At 75.1% G+C, this 15,368-nt stretch carries 3 protein-coding genes; all 3 read right to left on the bottom strand.

Going from position 1 to position 15,368, the window contains the following annotated elements:
* Positions 1-655: 655 nt before the first annotated feature.
* From ABZ576_RS32820 to ABZ576_RS32810, 3 genes are read right to left on the bottom strand one after another with little or no spacing between them, the layout of a single operon-like run.
* Positions 656-7,876, bottom strand: a complete 7,221-nt coding sequence (locus ABZ576_RS32820) for an amino acid adenylation domain-containing protein (RefSeq protein ID WP_360749241.1) — start codon at positions 7,874-7,876, stop codon at positions 656-658.
* The gene (locus tag ABZ576_RS32815; RefSeq protein WP_360749238.1) at positions 7,873-14,334 is read right to left on the bottom strand and encodes an amino acid adenylation domain-containing protein; all 6,462 of its coding nucleotides are present in this window, start codon (positions 14,332-14,334) and stop codon (positions 7,873-7,875) included. The genes ABZ576_RS32820 and ABZ576_RS32815 overlap by 4 nt, the downstream gene beginning before the upstream one ends.
* On the bottom strand, positions 14,321-15,352 hold the full coding sequence (locus ABZ576_RS32810) for a TauD/TfdA family dioxygenase (protein ID WP_360749236.1): 1,032 nt from the start codon (positions 15,350-15,352) through the stop codon (positions 14,321-14,323). The genes ABZ576_RS32815 and ABZ576_RS32810 overlap by 14 nt, the downstream gene beginning before the upstream one ends.
* Positions 15,353-15,368 lie beyond the last annotated feature (16 nt).

The raw sequence follows: 15,368 nt of genomic DNA, 5'->3' as shown, positions 1-15,368 counted from the left end.
CCTGCGCTTCCGAGCCGCGGTCCACTCCCGCGCCACCGAACCGGGCCGGGCCCCTCTCCGGGGCCCGGCCCGGTCGCACGCGGTGCCGCCCTGGCGGCACCGGGCGGGCGGTCCGGTGCACCCGGCTTCCCCGGGCCGTCCGGTGCACCCCGCTTCCCCGGGCGGTCCGGTGGACGCGGCTTCCCCGGGGCGGTCCGGTGGACGCGGCTTCCCCGGGGCGGTCTGGTGCACCCCGCTTCCCCGGGCGGTCCGGTGGACGCGACGGCCGTGCCGCGGGCGACGCTCCGGCCCCGTCGCGGACGCGTCGCCTGCGGACACGGCTGCACGGCGCCGGCTCCGGCCGGACCCGGCTGCGGTGCCCCCAGTCGCGTTGTCGTGGACCGCCGCCATGCTCTGCCCGGTGCTCTCCTCCGCCGTGCGCTGCACGGCACCAGAGCCCGCTGGCTTGATCCGCCTGAGATCCGGCCTCATCGGCCTGATGCGCGCGGAGGACCCTGGGCGTCGAGTCCGGCGTCCGCCGTGCGCCGGTCCGAACCGTCGGGCGCCGCGGCGCCCGACTCCTCGTCCAGGGCCTGGCCGAACGTGCCCCGCCGACGCCGGAAGGGCGGGGCGCTCGGTGCGCCCCGCCCTCCCGGAGGTTCCGCCCTCGCCGGTGTCAGCCCGTGCCCTCCGCGCTCGCGCCGCCGAGGATGCCGGTGAGGGCCTCGGCGAGCCGGCCGAGGTGCGGCGGCTTCATGACACCGAAGTGGTCACCGGGGATCCGGTGCAGCGTCACGTCCCCGGCGAGTTCGCGCCAGCGGGCGAGGTAGTCGGGGAACGACTGCCCGGAGGCCACCTCGTGCTTGCCGTCCGCCAGTTCGTCACTGGCGATCAGGTGCAGCCGGCCCGCGTACGGCCGGTGCCGGTAGGTCAGGCACATCTCCATGACCTCCCGCCACATCTTCGCGGCAGGCAGCCAGACCTCGCCGGCGCCGTGCTCCGGCAGCACGATCCCCACCTCCGGGTCGACGTCGTCCACCAGGTGTTCGAGCAGTGACAGGGTCTCCGCCCGAAGCACCGAGGTGTCCTGCTCGGGCGGTGCGGCGGCCAGCTCCGTCAACTTCGCCACGCAGCTCTCGATCAGCCAGTACTCCCGCCACAGCTCGAACCGCTCGTGGTTGTCCAGTCCCGGGTCGAGCAGGATGAAGGTGACCTCCTCCCCCTCGGCCGTGAGCCGGTGCGCCAGCTCGCTCGTGATGCCGCTGCCGCCGCACCAGCCGAGCAGCCGGTACGGGCCGTGTGGCACCGCGGCCCGCAGCTCGGCCAGATAGCGCTCCGCCATCTGCTCCGTCGAGGGGACGGGGCCGTGCTCGGCCTGCAGACCGGGCCAGGCGAAGGCCGCGACCGGCTGGTCGGGGTCGAGGCAGGGCACCAGCGGGCGGTACCAGTGGGCGCTGCCGCCGCCGGGGTGCACGCACAACAGCGGCGGCCGGCTGCCCCCGCGCCGCAGCCAGACCAGCGACTGGGGCGCCGGTGCGCCGGTCTCGGCGGCCGCGGCGAGACCGGCCACGGTGGGGTGCTCCAGGAAGGAACGGACGGTCAGCTCGATGCCGTGCCGCTCGCGCAGCAGGGCGGTGATCCGCAGGACGGCCAGCGAGTGACCGCCGAGGACGTGGAAGTCGTCGTCGACGCCGACCCGCTCCACACCGAGCACCTCGGCCCAGACCTCGGCCACGGCCCGCTCGGTGGGTGTGCGCGGGGCGGTGAAGGCCGATGTCACGGCGGGCCCGACGGGCTCGGGCAGCGCGGCCCGGTCGATCTTGCCGTTAGCGGTGAGCGGGAGGGCCGGCAACTCCACCCAGGCCCCGGGCACCAGGTAGTCGGGCACCCGGCGGCGGAGCTGCTCGCGCAGAACCGCGACGTCCAGCGGACCGTGCCCGGGTTCGAGGACGACATAGCCGGCCAGCCGCCTGAGGCCGTCCGCTCCGGGGTGCACGGCGGCCGCCGCCGCCCGGACGGACGGGAGGCCGCCGAGCGCGGCCTCCACCTCGGCGAGCTCGACCCGGTGGCCGCGGATCTTCACCTGGCCGTCGCGCCGGCCGAGGAAGGTCAGCACCCCGTCGGCGTCGCGGCGGGTGATGTCCCCGGTGCGGTACAGGCGCGCCCCGGGGACCGCCCCGGAGGGATCCGGCACGAAGCGGTCCGCGGTCAGATCGGGGCGGCCGAGGTAGCCGCGGGCGAGTCCCGGGCCGCCGACCAGGAGTTCGCCGGGCACCCCGACGGGCACCGGGGCGAGGTCGTCGTCGACCACCAGCACCCGCGTGTCGGTGATCGGTGTGCCGATCGGCACACCGCGGTCGGCGTCGGCCTCGGTCACCCCGCGCAGCGCGGTGCTGAAGGTGGTGCACTCCGTGGGACCGTAGCCGTTGGTCAGGGCCACGCCGTGCGCCAGGGCGGTGCGCACGTGCGAGGGCGAGAGCGCGTCGCCGCCGGCGAGTACCTGCGGGACGTCGGCCAGGAGCTGCGGGCGGGTCTCCACCATGTGCTGGAACAGGCCGGCGGTGAGCCAGAGCACCGTCACCCCGTGCCGCCGGACCACCTCGGCCAGTTCGTCGGCACTGGTCGCACCGGGCGGGCAGACGGCGAGCCGGGCGCCGTTGGCCAGCGCCCCCCACACCTCCAGCGTGGACGCGTCGAAGGCGAGCGGCGCGTGCAGCAGCAGCACCTGGTCCGGGGCGAGGTCGGCGTAGTTCGGGTCGTGCACCAGCCGGACGATCCCCCGGTGCGTGACCTGCACGCCCTTGGGCCTGCCGGTGGTGCCCGAGGTGTAGGTGACGTACGCCAGGTTGTCGGGGCCCGTCCCCGCCTCGACGGGGGTCTCGGGCAGCCCGTCGAGGACGGCCGCCCCGGTGTCCAGGGGGATGCCGCGGACGCCGGCGAACCCGGACAGGCGGGTGGTGTCCTGCGGGCGGCACAGGACCACCCCGGCACGGACGTCGTCCAGGATGTAGCCGATGCGCGCGTCCGGGTAGGCGGGGTCGAGCGGCACGTAGTACCCGCCGGCCTTGAGGACGGCGAGCATGGCCAGCACCGCCTCGATGCCGCGGTCCAGGCAGAGCGCGACCGGTGTCTCCGGGCCGATGCCGAGGCCGCGCAGCAGGTGGGCCAGCTGGTTGGAACGGGCGTCCAGCTCCCGGTAGGTCAGACGCCGCTGCCCGTCCTCCAGCGCGGTCGCCCCGGGGCGGGCGCGGGCCGCGAGCAGTTCAGGCACGCAGACCTCGGGCAGCGGCCGGGTGGCGGCCGGCGTGCCGGCCGCCTGCTCCAGGGCGGGTGCGCGGAAGGCGTCCGGGTCCGCGTCGGCATCGTCGGCCATCGCGGTGAGGACGGCCAGGAAGGTCTCGCCGATCGCTGCCAGCCGCTCCTGGCCGGCCCAGCCGGGCCGGCAGGTCATCCGCAGTTCGCCGGGGAAGGTCCACACATCGAAGGTGAACTCGTTCGGGCTGTGGTCGTCGACCGTGCCGATGTCCGCGCGCTGCCCGTCGAGCACGTGGAAGTCCAGATAGGCGAAGACCACCTCGACGAGCGGTTCGCCGCCGCCCCACGCGCGCTGCATGGCGGGCAGCGGATAGCGCCGGTGCGGCCACAGGGCCAGTTCCTCGGCGAACACCGACCGCACCAGTGCGCGCCAGCTCGGGGCCCGCAGGTCGACGGCGAACGGCACCGTGTTGAGGTACATGCCGCGCACCCGGTCGCCGCCCGGCAGTTCGGGCCGGCCGTTGGTGACGGCGCCGGCGAAGAACCGGCGCTGGCCGCTGATCAGGCCGAGTACCTTCAGGTGGGCGGTGTACAGGACGCTCTTGAGCGAGGTCTGGGTGTCGGCGGCGAGCCGGCGCAGTCGCGGCTCCAGGTCCCGCCAGGACAGCCGCACCTCGGGGGCCGGCCGGTCCGCCTCGGCGGGGGCGCAGTCGGCGGGCAGCCGGAGCCGCTCGTGGCCGGTGATCCGGTCTCGCCAGAACTCCTGGTCCGCCGCGGAGGCCAGGGCCCGCTTCTCCAGCTGGACGAAGTCGGCGTAGCGGACCCGGGGCGGCTCGGCGGACGGGGCCGCTGCGCCTTCGGACAGCCGGCGGTAGGCGGCTCGCAGCTCGCCGATGACCGAGTGGTGGCTCCAGCCGTCCAGGATGGCGTGGCACTCGACGTGTGTCAGCAGCCATTCCCGGTCGCCGACCAGGTGGGCGTGGTAGCGCAGCAGCGGGGCGCGGCCGACGTCGAACGGGGTGCGCTGGGCCTCGGCGCGGAAGCCGCGCACCCGCGCCTGCTGCTCCCGGGGTGGCAGGCCGCGCAGGTCGGTGACGCCGATCTGCACCTCCAGGCCGTCCGCGGCGTGCACGAACTGGAGCGGTTCGGAGTACCCGGAGAGGTGGAAGGAGGTGCGCAGGATCTCGTGCCGTTCGATCAGCAGCCGTACCGCGCCGGCGAACGCCTCGGCGGAGAACGGGCCGTCGTCCACGATCTGGAAGGTACTGACGTTCTGGTACGTGTTGCGTTCGGGGTCGGCGAGCATTTCGTAGACCATGCCCACCTGGACCTGGCCCATGGGGTAGGCGTCGGCCAGGCCCTGCGGGAGACGCTCCCGGTCGCCCGGGGCCAGCAGCTCGAAACGGCCGACCAGGGTGGTCTCCTGCGGCTCGGCCGCGGGCCGGGCGGCCGCCACCGGGGCCAGTTCGGCGACGGTCTGCCGGGCGAAGACGTCCTGGACGGAGACGGCCAGTCCCTGGTCGCGCAGTGCCCCGACGGCCCGGATGGCGCGCATGGAGTCCCCGCCGAGCTGGAAGAAGCCGTCGTGCACGCCGACCCTGTCGACGCCGAGAGCCGTGGCGAAGGCGTCCGCGACGGTCTGCTCGATGCCCGTGCGCGGCGCGGTGAACGCGCCGACCAGGTCGGAGCGCGCCCGGTCGGGCGCGGGCAGCGCCTTGCGGTCGGTCTTGCCGCTGGGCGTCAGGGGCAGCGTCCGGAGCAGGGTCCAGTGCACGGGCCTCATGTGTTCCGGCAGCCGCCCGCGCAGGTGCTCACGGGCCGCTTCGACGTCGGCCGAGGACGGCACCAGGTACGCCACGAGCTGTTCGTCGTGCACGGCGACGGCCGCGGCCGTGACGCCGGGGGCCTCCGCCAGCACCGCCTCGATCTCGCCGAGTTCGACCCGCTGGCCGCGGATCTTCACCTGGTGGTCGAGCCGGCCGAGGTACTCGATCGTGCCGTCCGCGCGGTACCGGGCCAGGTCGCCGGTGCGGTACAGCCGCCCGCCGGGCTCGGTGGCGAAGGGGTCGGGCACGAAGCGGTCGGCGGTGAGCTGCGGACGGTTCAGGTAGCCGCGGGCGAGCTGGACGCCGCCGAGCAGGAGTTCGCCCGGCACGCCGATCGGCACCGGCCGCTGGGAGGCGTCCAGGATGTAGGTGCGGGTGTTGGCGATCGGCCGGCCGATGGTGACGGGCAGGCCCGGCTCGCACCGGGTCGCGGTGACGTCCACGGCGGCCTCGGTCGGTCCGTACAGGTTGTGCAGTTCGCAGCCGATCCGCTCGTGCACGGCGGCGACCAGGTCGGCGGGGAGCGCCTCGCCGCTGCACACCATGCGGCGCAGTGAGGGCAGTGCCGGCAGTGGCTCGGCGAGGAAGGCCCGCAGCATCGACGGCACGAAGTGGACGGTGGTGATCGCCTCGGTGCCGATCAGCCCGGCCAGGTAGGCCGGGTCGCGGTGGCCGCCGGGGCGGGCGAGCACCAGCGTCGCACCGGTGATCAGCGGCCAGAAGAACTCCCACACCGAGACGTCGAAGCTGTAGGGCGTCTTCTGCAGCACCCGGTCGTCGGTGCCGAGTCCGTAGGCCTCCTGCATCCAGTGCAGCCGGTTGACGATGGCCCGGTGCTCGATCAGCACGCCCTTGGGGCGGCCGGTGGAGCCGGACGTGTAGATCAGGTACGCCGGGTGCTCGGGGACCACGGCGGCGACCGGGCCGTGGTCCCGGCCGTCGGGGATGTCACCGGTGATGTCGACCAGGTGCGGCGCGCGGTCGCGCACCAGGGGGGCGAGCCCGGGGTCGGTCACCACGGCGCGGGCACCGGAGTCCGCCAGCATGAAGGCGAGCCGGTCGGCCGGATAGTCCGGGTCGAGCGGCAGGTAGGCGCCGCCGGCCTTGAGCACCGCGAGCAGGGCAACGACGAGGTCGGTGCTCCTGTGCAGGCAGACGCCGACGACGGACTCGGGTCCGACGCCGAGGGTCCGCAGGTGGTGGGCGAGCCGGTCGGCCCGGTCGTCCAGTTCCCGGTAGCTGAGGCGGACGCCCTCGCACCGCACCGCCTCGGCGTCGGGGGTGCGGGCGGCCTGGGTCTCGAACAGCAGCGGGAGGGTGCCGGCCGGGTAGTGCCGGCCCGTCGCGTTCCAGCCGAGGAGCTGGAGGTCGCGCTCCGCGGCGGGCAGGATGTCCAGCTCGTCCACCGGGGTGCCGGGCGAGGCGACGGCGCTCTCCAGCAGGCGCGTGAAGTGCGCGGCGAACCGCTCGGCCGTCGCCGGGTCGAACAGCGCCGAGGCGTAGTTGACGGCACCGGACAGGGAGCCGTCGGGCTGCTCGGCGAGGCCCAGGGTGAGGTCGAACTTGGCGGTGCTCTCGCCGACCGGCAGTCGCTCGGCCGTGAGGGCGCCCATCGCCGCCGGTGCCGGCGAACCGGCCGCGTCCTGCCACAGCAGCATGGAGGAGAAGAGCGGTGTGCGGGACGGGTCCCGCTCCGGTGCCAGCTCCTCGACCAGCCGCTCGAAGGGCATCTCCTGGTGGGCGTAGGCGTCGAGCGCGCTCTCGCGGACCTGCCGCAGCAGCTGCGCGAACGACGGCGCTCCGGACAGGTCGACCCGCAGCACCAGCGTGTTGAGGAAGAGGCCGACCACGTCCTGGAGCTGCGACCGGTCCCGCCCGGCCACCGGGAAGCCCACGGCCACGTCGCGCTGCCCGCTCCAGCGGCCGAGCAGGACGGCGTGTGCGGCCAGCAGGGCCATGAACGGGGTGGCGCCGTGTTCCCGGGCGAGCGCCGTCAACCGCCGGGCGGTGTCGGCCGGAACGGCGAGCGGCGCCAGCCGGCCCGCCGTGTCGCGTACGGCCGGACGGGGCCGGTCGGTGGGCAGCTCCAGGGGTGGCAGCCCGGCCAGCCGCTCGCACCAGTGGTCGAGCGGGCGGCGCAGCGCCGCGCCGGAGAGCCGTTCGCGCTGCCACCGTGCGAAGTCGGCGTACTGCACCGGCGGTTCCGGCGAGCGGGTCGCCCGCCCGGCGACCGCGTCGTCGTAGCGCTCCAGGAGTTCGCGGACCAGGATGTCCTCGGACCGTCCGTCGCACGCGATGTGGTGGACGGTGAGCAGGAGCGCGTGCTCCTGCGGTGCCAGACGGGCCAGCACGGCGGAGAACACCGGGCCCTCGGCGAGGTCGACCGGCCGGCGCGCGCCGGTGGCCAGGGCGCCGATCCGGGCGTCCGCGGCCGCCCGGTCGAGTGCGCTGAGATCCTCCTCGTCGAAGGGGACGCGCCCCGGCCCGTCGACGACCTGCACGGGCTCGCCGCCGACGACCGGATAGCGGGTCCGCAGCACCTCGTGCCGTCGGAGGATGCCGTCCAGCGCGGTGCGCAGCGCGCCCCGGTCGAGGGGGCCGCGCAACCGCAGCGCCACGGTCATCAGGTACTCGGTGCCGCCGGGCTGGAGCCGGTCGAGGATCCACAGGCGGCGCTGGGCGAACGAGAGCGGGAGCGGGCCGCAGTCGCGCGGCGCGCGGGCGATGCCGTCCGCCGGGGCGGGGGCCGCCCGCCCGGCGAGGCGCCGGCGCAGCAGTTCCTGCCGCAGTTGCTCGCGGTCCCTGATGTCGGTCATCGGAGGCCTTCCTCGGCGAGCAGGCCCGCCACTTCGTGGTCGGTGAGCGCGGCGATGTCGGCCTCCACGGCCTCGGACACCGCCTCGGAGAGCCGGGCCACGGTGGTGGCCTCGAACAGCAGGCGCAGCGGCAGCTCGACGGCGAACGTCTCGTGGAGCCGGGCCAGCACCCGGGTGGCCAGCAGCGAGTGCCCGCCCAGGGCGAAGAAGTCGTCCTGGGCGCCGATCCGCTCCAGGCCCAGGACTTCGGACCAGATCGCGGCGACGGCCTCCTCGGCGGGGCCGCGCGGGGCGATGTGCTCGCGGGCGCCGCCGGCCAGGGCGGCGGAGGCGTCGGGCAGGGCCTTGCGGTCGATCTTCTTGCTGGCCGTCAGCGGGAACGCGTCGAGCGGCACCCACACCGAGGGGATCATGTACTCGGGCAGGAGTGCGCCCAGGTGTCCGCGCAGCTCGGCCACGTCGGGCATCGGGCTGCCGGGGCGCGCCACCAGGTAGGCGGCCAGCCTGCGTTCGCCGGGGGCCGTCTGCGGGGCGGTGACCACCGCCTCCTGGAGGGCGGGGTGCCGGGCGAGCGCGGCCTCGATCTCGCCGAGTTCGATGCGCAGGCCGCGGACCTTGACCTGGTGGTCGATCCGGCCGAGGAACTCGATGGAGCCGTCCGGCCGGTGGCGGGTCAGGTCGCCGGTGCGGTAGAGGCGCCGGCCGGGTTCGGTGGCGAAGGGGTCGGGGACGAACCGTTCCGCGGTCAGGTCCGGCCGCCGGTGGTAGCCGCGGGCCAGCCGGACGCCGCCCAGGTACAGCTCGCCGGGCACTCCGACCGGGACGGGCTGCAGATCCGCGTCGAGGATGTGGGCCCGGGTCCCGGGAACGGGCCGGCCGAGCGGCAGGGCGCCGGCCGCGTCCCCCTCCGCGGGCCCCTCCGGGACGGGGTGCAGCAGGCAGGTGACGGTGGCTTCGGTCGGCCCGTAGTTGCACAGGAAGCGGGCGGGCAGGCCGGTTTCCGCCCAGCGCCGCGCGTCCAGGCCGGTGACCACGTCGCTGCCGACGTTCATCAGCTTCAGCGACTCCAGCAGGGGCAGGTCGGGCGACTCCAGGACGGCCCGGTAGTAGGACGGGGTGATCTCCAGGACGGTGACGCCGTGCTCGGCGAGCCGGGCGGGCAGTTCGGCCGGGGTCCAGAACACCGGGTCGGCGACCACGACGGTGGCGCCGGCCACGAGGGTCGCCGCGATCTGGTCCATCGCCACGTCGAAGGTGAGTGCGGACAGCAACGCCACCCGTTCGCCGGGGGCGATGCCGTACGCGTCGGCGATGACCCGGCAGTGGTGGGCGTACGAGCGGTGCTCGATCATCACGCCCTTGGGGCGGCCGGTCGAGCCGGAGGTGTAGATGACGTAGGCGAGGTTCCCCGGCCGGATCGGGACGGGCGCCGGGCCGCCGGGTGCGGTGCCTGGGTCGTCCTGGGCGTCGGCGTCGGCGTCGGCGTCGGCCAGGACCACCCGGTGGGCGCCGGTCAGCCGGCCGGCGAACGCGCGCGTGGTGACCACGAGTTCCGGGCCGGCGTCGGCGAGCATGAGGTCCAGCCGCTCGGCGGGGTGCCGCGGGTCGAACGGCACGTACACGCCGCCGGCCTTCAGCACGGCGAGCAGCACCACCACCGCCTCGACGCTCCGTTCCAGGCAGGAGCCGACGACCGTCTCGGCGGTGACGCCGAGGGAGCGCAGCCGGGCGGCGAACCGGTCGGCCCGCGCGTCGAGTTCGGCGTAGCTGACCTGCTGGTCGCCGAAGACCACGGCGATGGCGTCCGGGGCCCGCCGGACCTGCCGGGCGAAGAGGTCCGGTACGCACAGCCCGTGTTCCTCGGCCGGGTCGAGCAGGGCGGCCCGCCCGGGGTGAGGGTCGGCCCAGGTGGTGAGGGCGCGGTGCCGCTCGTCGCCGGTGAGCATGCCGAGGTCGCCGATCCGCGCACCGGGGGCGCGTGTGACGCTGCCGACGAGGGTCAGGTAGTGGCCCGCCATCCGTTCGATGGTCTCCCGGTCGAAGAGCGCGGTCGCGTACTCGAACCAGCAGTACATGCGCCCGCCGCGCTCCTTGACGGTCACGGTGAGGTCGAACTTGGCGATCTCCAGTCCGGCGCGGACGGGCTCCACGGCGACCGCGCCGAGCCGGTCGGGGACGCCTGCCAGGTGCTGGTGCTCGAACATGATCTGGAACAGCGGGTTGCGGGAGAGGTCCCGCTCCGACCGCAGCGCGTCGACCAGGTGCTCGAACGGCACGTCCTGGTGGGCGAAGGCGTCCAGCACCGTGCCGCGGACCTGTTCCAGCAGCTCCCCGAAGACCGGGTTGCCGCCGAGGTCGCTGCGGATCACCAGGTTGTTGGTGAAGAACCCGACCACTTCCTCCGTCTCCTCGCGGTTCCGCCCGGCGACCGGGGTGCCCACCGCGAGGTCGTCGCGGCCGGTCCAGCGCCGCAGCAGCATCTGGAACGCGGCGAGCAGCACCATGAACGGGGTCGCGCCGTGCCGGCCGGCCAGTTCGGCGACGGCCCGGGCGACCTCCGGCGCCACCTCGACGACGACGTTGTCGCCCCGGGCGTCGCGGACCGCCGAGCGGACCCGGTCGGTGGGCAGCTCGACGGGCGTGAGGCCGGCCAGGCGGTCGCGCCAGTAGGCGAGCTGGTGGTCCAGCCGGCCGGCCCGCTGCTGGTCGCGTTGCCACACCGCGAAGTCCGCGTAGTGGACCGGCTGCGGGGCGTGCGGCACCGGCTCGCCCGCGGTGAGGGCCCGGTAGGCACGGTCCAGGTCTCGCAGGTAGACGTTGGTCGACCAGGCGTCGAAGGCGATGTGGTGCAGAGTCAGGACGAGGAGGTGGTCCTCGGGAGCGGTGCGGATCAGGGTCGCCCGCAGCGGGTGCCCGTGCGCGAGGTCGAACGGCCGGCGGGCCAGCTCGTCCACCAGGTCGCGGGCCAGGGTCCCGGCGTCGGGTGTGCCCGCCAGATCGGTCAGGGTGAAGTCCACCGGACCGGCGGGATCGATGACCTGGACGGGCTCGCCGCCGTCGGAGCGGTACCTGGTCCGCAGTACCTCGTGCCGTTCGGACAGCGCGTCCAGCGCGTGGCGCAGCGCCGCGGTGTCGAGCGGTCCGGTCAGTCGCAGCGCCAGCGGGACGACGTACTCGTGGCTCCCGGGCTCCAGCTGGTCGAGGAACCACATTCGCTGCTGGCCGAACGAGAGCGGCAGCGGGCGGTCCCGGCCCGCCGGCCGGACGGCGTCCGGATCGGTGTCCGGGGCCGGGTCCGGGCCGGCGCCCGCCTCGGTGAGCCGGGCGGCCAGCGCGGCGACCGTCCGCGCGTGGAACAGCTCGCCGACGGTCAGTTCGACGCCGAAGGCGCGCCGCAGCCGCAGCACGAGTTTGATCGCGAGCAGGGAGTGGCCGCCGCGCAGGAAGAAGTCGTCCTGCGCACCGACCCGTTCGACGCCGAGGACCTCGGCCATCAGCTCGGCGACGGTCCGCTCGGCGTCGGTGCGCGGGGCCTCCCGGGCCGCCGTGGGGGGCTGGTCCGGTTCGGCGGCCGCCGGCAGCCGGCGGCGGTCCACCTTTCCGTTCGGCATGAGCGGCAGCTCGGCGAGCTCGACGACGGCGGACGGCAGCATCGCCTTCGGCAGCGTGGCGCCCAGGTGGACGCGGAGCGCCTCCGGGTCGGTCCGCTCCCCCGCGACGGGCACCACGTACGCGGTGAGCCGTGCGTCGCCGGCGCGGGACCGGTGCGCGGCCACCACGGCGGCGGCCACCGACGGGTGCGCCACCAGCGCGGCCTCGATCTCGCCGGGCTCGATGCGCACTCCCCCGATCTTGACCTGGTCGTCGACGCGTCCGACGTACTCCAGCGCGCCGTCCGCGCGGCGCCGCACCAGGTCTCCGGTGCGGTACCGGCGCGCGCCGGGGACGGCCGCGTCCGGGTCGGGGACGAACCGGTCCGCGGTGAGGTCGCCCCGGCCCGCGTACCCGCGGGCGAGCCCGATGCCGCCGACGTACAGCTCGCCGGTCACCCCGATGGGCACCGGCCGGTCCTCGGCGTCCACCACGTAGGTGCGCACATTCGGCAGCGGCAGGCCGATCGGGACCAGGTCGCCGGGCTCCCGCGGATCGAACCGCCAGGCGGTGGAGTCCACGGCGCACTCCGTGGGGCCGTAGGTGTTGACCACCTCGGCCTCCAGCGTGCCGCGCAGCCGGGCGGCCAGTTCGGCCGGCAGCGGCTCGCCCGCCGAGCAGACCAGGCGCAGCGAGGCGCAGTCGGCCACGGCCGGCTCGTCCAGCAGCAGGCGCAGCATCGAGGGCACGCCCTGCAGCACGGTGACCCGGTGGTCCACCACGGCGCGGACCATCACCGCCGGGTCGCGGTGGGCGTCCCGCGGACCCGTCACCACGGCGGCTCCGCACACCAGCGGGGAGAGGAACTCCCACAGGGCGGCGTCGAAACCGATGGTGGTCTTCTGCAGCACCCGGTCGCCGGGGCCCAGGCCGAAACGCTCCACCGACCAGAGCACGCGGTTGCGGATCGCGGCTTCCGGTACCACGACACCCTTGGGCCGGCCCGTCGAACCGGAGGTGTACATCACGTACGCGGCCTCCGTGCCGGCCGTGCCCACCGGTTCGAGGGCCGGAGCCTCCCCGGTCTCCTCCGGCCGGACGGCGTCGAGCACGAGGGTGTTCGGGTGGGCCGGCAGCTGCGCGCGAAGCGCCCCCTCGGTGACCAGCAGGGTCACTTCGGCGTCGGCGACCAGGTGGGCCAGCCGCTCCGGTGGCTGGTCCGGGGCCAGCGGCACGAACACTCCGCCCGCGGTGAGCACCGCGAGGACGGTGGCGACCAGGTCGGTGCCGCGGTGCAGCGCGACGCCTACGGCGCTCTCCGGGCCGACGCCGCGCGAGCGCAGCAGGCCGGCGAGGTGCCGCACCCGGTCGGCGAGGTCGGCGTATCCGGTCTCCCGTGTCCCGGACACCACCGCCACCGCGTCCGGTGTGGCCAGGGCCTGGGCGAAGAACAGTTCGGCGAGCGACTGCCGTGGGCGCTCCGCCTCGGTGCGGTTCCAGCGTTCGAAGGCCGCCAGCTCCGCGTCGGGGACGGTCTCCAGCGCGTGCGCGGCGGTGTCGGGGTGCTCGGCGATGCTCGTGAGCAGCCGCAGCAGGCTCGCCGCCATCCGCTCGACCCGCGCCCGGTCGAACAGCGCGGTGGGGTAGATCAGCCGGGCGGCCAGCGAGCCGTCCGGGAGTTCGGACAGGTGCAGCGACAGGTCGAACGGGGAGTGGTCGGTGGCCGGCGCGGCCTTCACGACGTCGAGTCCGGGCAGCCGCAGCGGGCGCCGCTCGGCGTTGTGCAGCGCGAAGCCGACCTGGAACACCGGGTTGCGGGAGGGGTCCCGCTCGGGCGCGAGGTCGGCGACCACCCAGCCGAACGGCACGTCCTGGTGCTCGTAGGCGTCCAGGGTGGTCTCCCGCACCCGTGCCAGCAGGTCGAGGAAGGAGCCCCGGCCGGACAGGTCGGTTCGCAGTACCACCGTGTTGAGGAACATGCCGACCAGCGGCTCCAGTTCGACCTCGTTGCGGTCCGAGACCGATACGCCGACCGCCACGTCGGTCCGGCCGGACCAGCGCGCGAGCAGCAGCTGGAACGCGGCCAGGTGCACCATGAACGGGGTCGCGCCCGCGTCCCGGCCGAGCACGGCCAGCCGCCGGGCCGGCTCCGCCGGCACCGTGAACGCGACGCTGTCCCCGGCCGGGTCCCAGTGCGCCGGGCGCCGGCGGTCGGCGGGCAGCTCCAGCGGCTCCAGGCCCGCCAGCCGCTCCCGCCAGTAGCCACGCCGCTGCTCGGCCCGCCCGGGGGCGGCCGCCCAGGTGTCGCGCTGCCACTGTGCGAAGTCCGCGTACTGCACCGCCACCGGCTCGAGCGGCGACGGCCGGCCGGCCGCGAACGCCGTGCAGAGCTCGTGCAGCTCCCGGGCGAGGACGCCCCAGGACCACCCGTCGAAGGCGATGTGGTGGACCGTCACCAGCAGGGCGGCGTCCTCCTCGGCGAACCGGACCAGGGTCAGCCGCCAGGGTGGCTGGTGCCGGAGGTCGATGGGCGTGCGCAGCTCGGCCGCGTGGAGCTCGCGCAGGTGCGGCTCACGCTCCGCCGGCGCCGCGCCGGTCAGGTCCACCCGGGCGAGCCGGACGGGGCCGGGCTCGTCCACGTACTGCGCCCCGGCGCCCGCACCGGTGCCGTAGCGGGTGCGGAGTATCTCGTGCCGCGCCGAGATCTCGGTGAACGCCGCCTCCAGCACCTGTGTGTCGAGCGGGCCGCGGATCCGGAACGCCTCGCACATCAGGTACTCGGTGGAGGCGCCGGAGCGGAGCTGGTCCAGGAACCACAGCTGTTCCTGGGCGTACGAGAGCGGGTGTCCGCTGTCACCGGTGGGCATCGGTCACCTCCGCGAACGGGGCGGAACGCACGGCTGCCGAGCAGGGCTCGGCCATCGCCACGGCGATCCGGCGCGGCCCGGTGAACGGCTCGCGGGCGTGCGCCGACAGCATGTTGTCCACGAGCAGCACGTCGTCCCGCTGCCAGTCGAAGCGCCGTTGCTCGGCGCGGTAGCAGGACCGCAGGTGCGCGACGACCTCGTCGGGGATCGGCTGGCCGTCGCCGTAGTAGGTGTTGGTCGGCAGCTGCGCGTCGTCGTACATCTCCCGCAGCGCGCCGCACACCTCCTCGGCGAGCGTGGTCACGTGGAAGAACGTGAGGTGGTTGAACCAGACCGTCTCCCCGGTCACCGGGTGGCGGTGCACCGCCCGGCGGCGCGCGCGGGTCCGCAGGCCGTCCGCGGTCCACTCGGTCTCGACGCCGTTGCGGGCGGAGTACGCCTCGACCTCGCCGCGGTCGTCGGTGCCGAAAGCCTGCTGCCACGGCACGCCGAAGCCGTCGGAGAAGTTGCGCACGACCATCCAGCCCCGGGCGGCGAACTCCTCCCGGACGGACGGGTCGATCGCCTCGTACACCCGGCGGGTGTCGGCGAGCGGCGTGGCGCCCAGGGTGTCCGGCGGCTCGACGCAGTGGAAGAACAGGTGCAGCGGCCAGTCCGCCTGGTAGGAGTTCTCGTTGTGGAGGAAGATCTCCTCGTCCGGCGGGTAGTCCGTCGAGGTGTACACCTGCCCCCTGATGGTGCTGCGCGGCGAGGACCGCTCCGCGTAGGGCAGCGGCGCGCCGGACACCGCCCGCACCGCGGCCTCGAAGCCGTCCACGCCGCCGACGTCGAAACCGCGCAGCAGCACCGCGCCGTGTTCGAGCAGCCGGCCGCGGACGAGCGGTCGGGCGGCCGACAGGTACGCGGACAGGGGCGTGCCGGGGGAATCGGCCGAGATCGTCAGGGGCAGGGCGGAGCTCGCGTCGCGCTCCCGGGCGCGGTCGTCCGGCGCGGTCCGGATGGAGGGGTTCGCAGTCATGCGCCTCAGCGTCGCC

Origin of the sequence: Streptomyces sp. NPDC013455 (assembly GCF_040632975.1) — a bacterium.
GTDB lineage: Bacteria > Actinomycetota > Actinomycetes > Streptomycetales > Streptomycetaceae > Streptomyces.
This window is presented reverse-complemented; position numbering and strand designations above follow the sequence as displayed.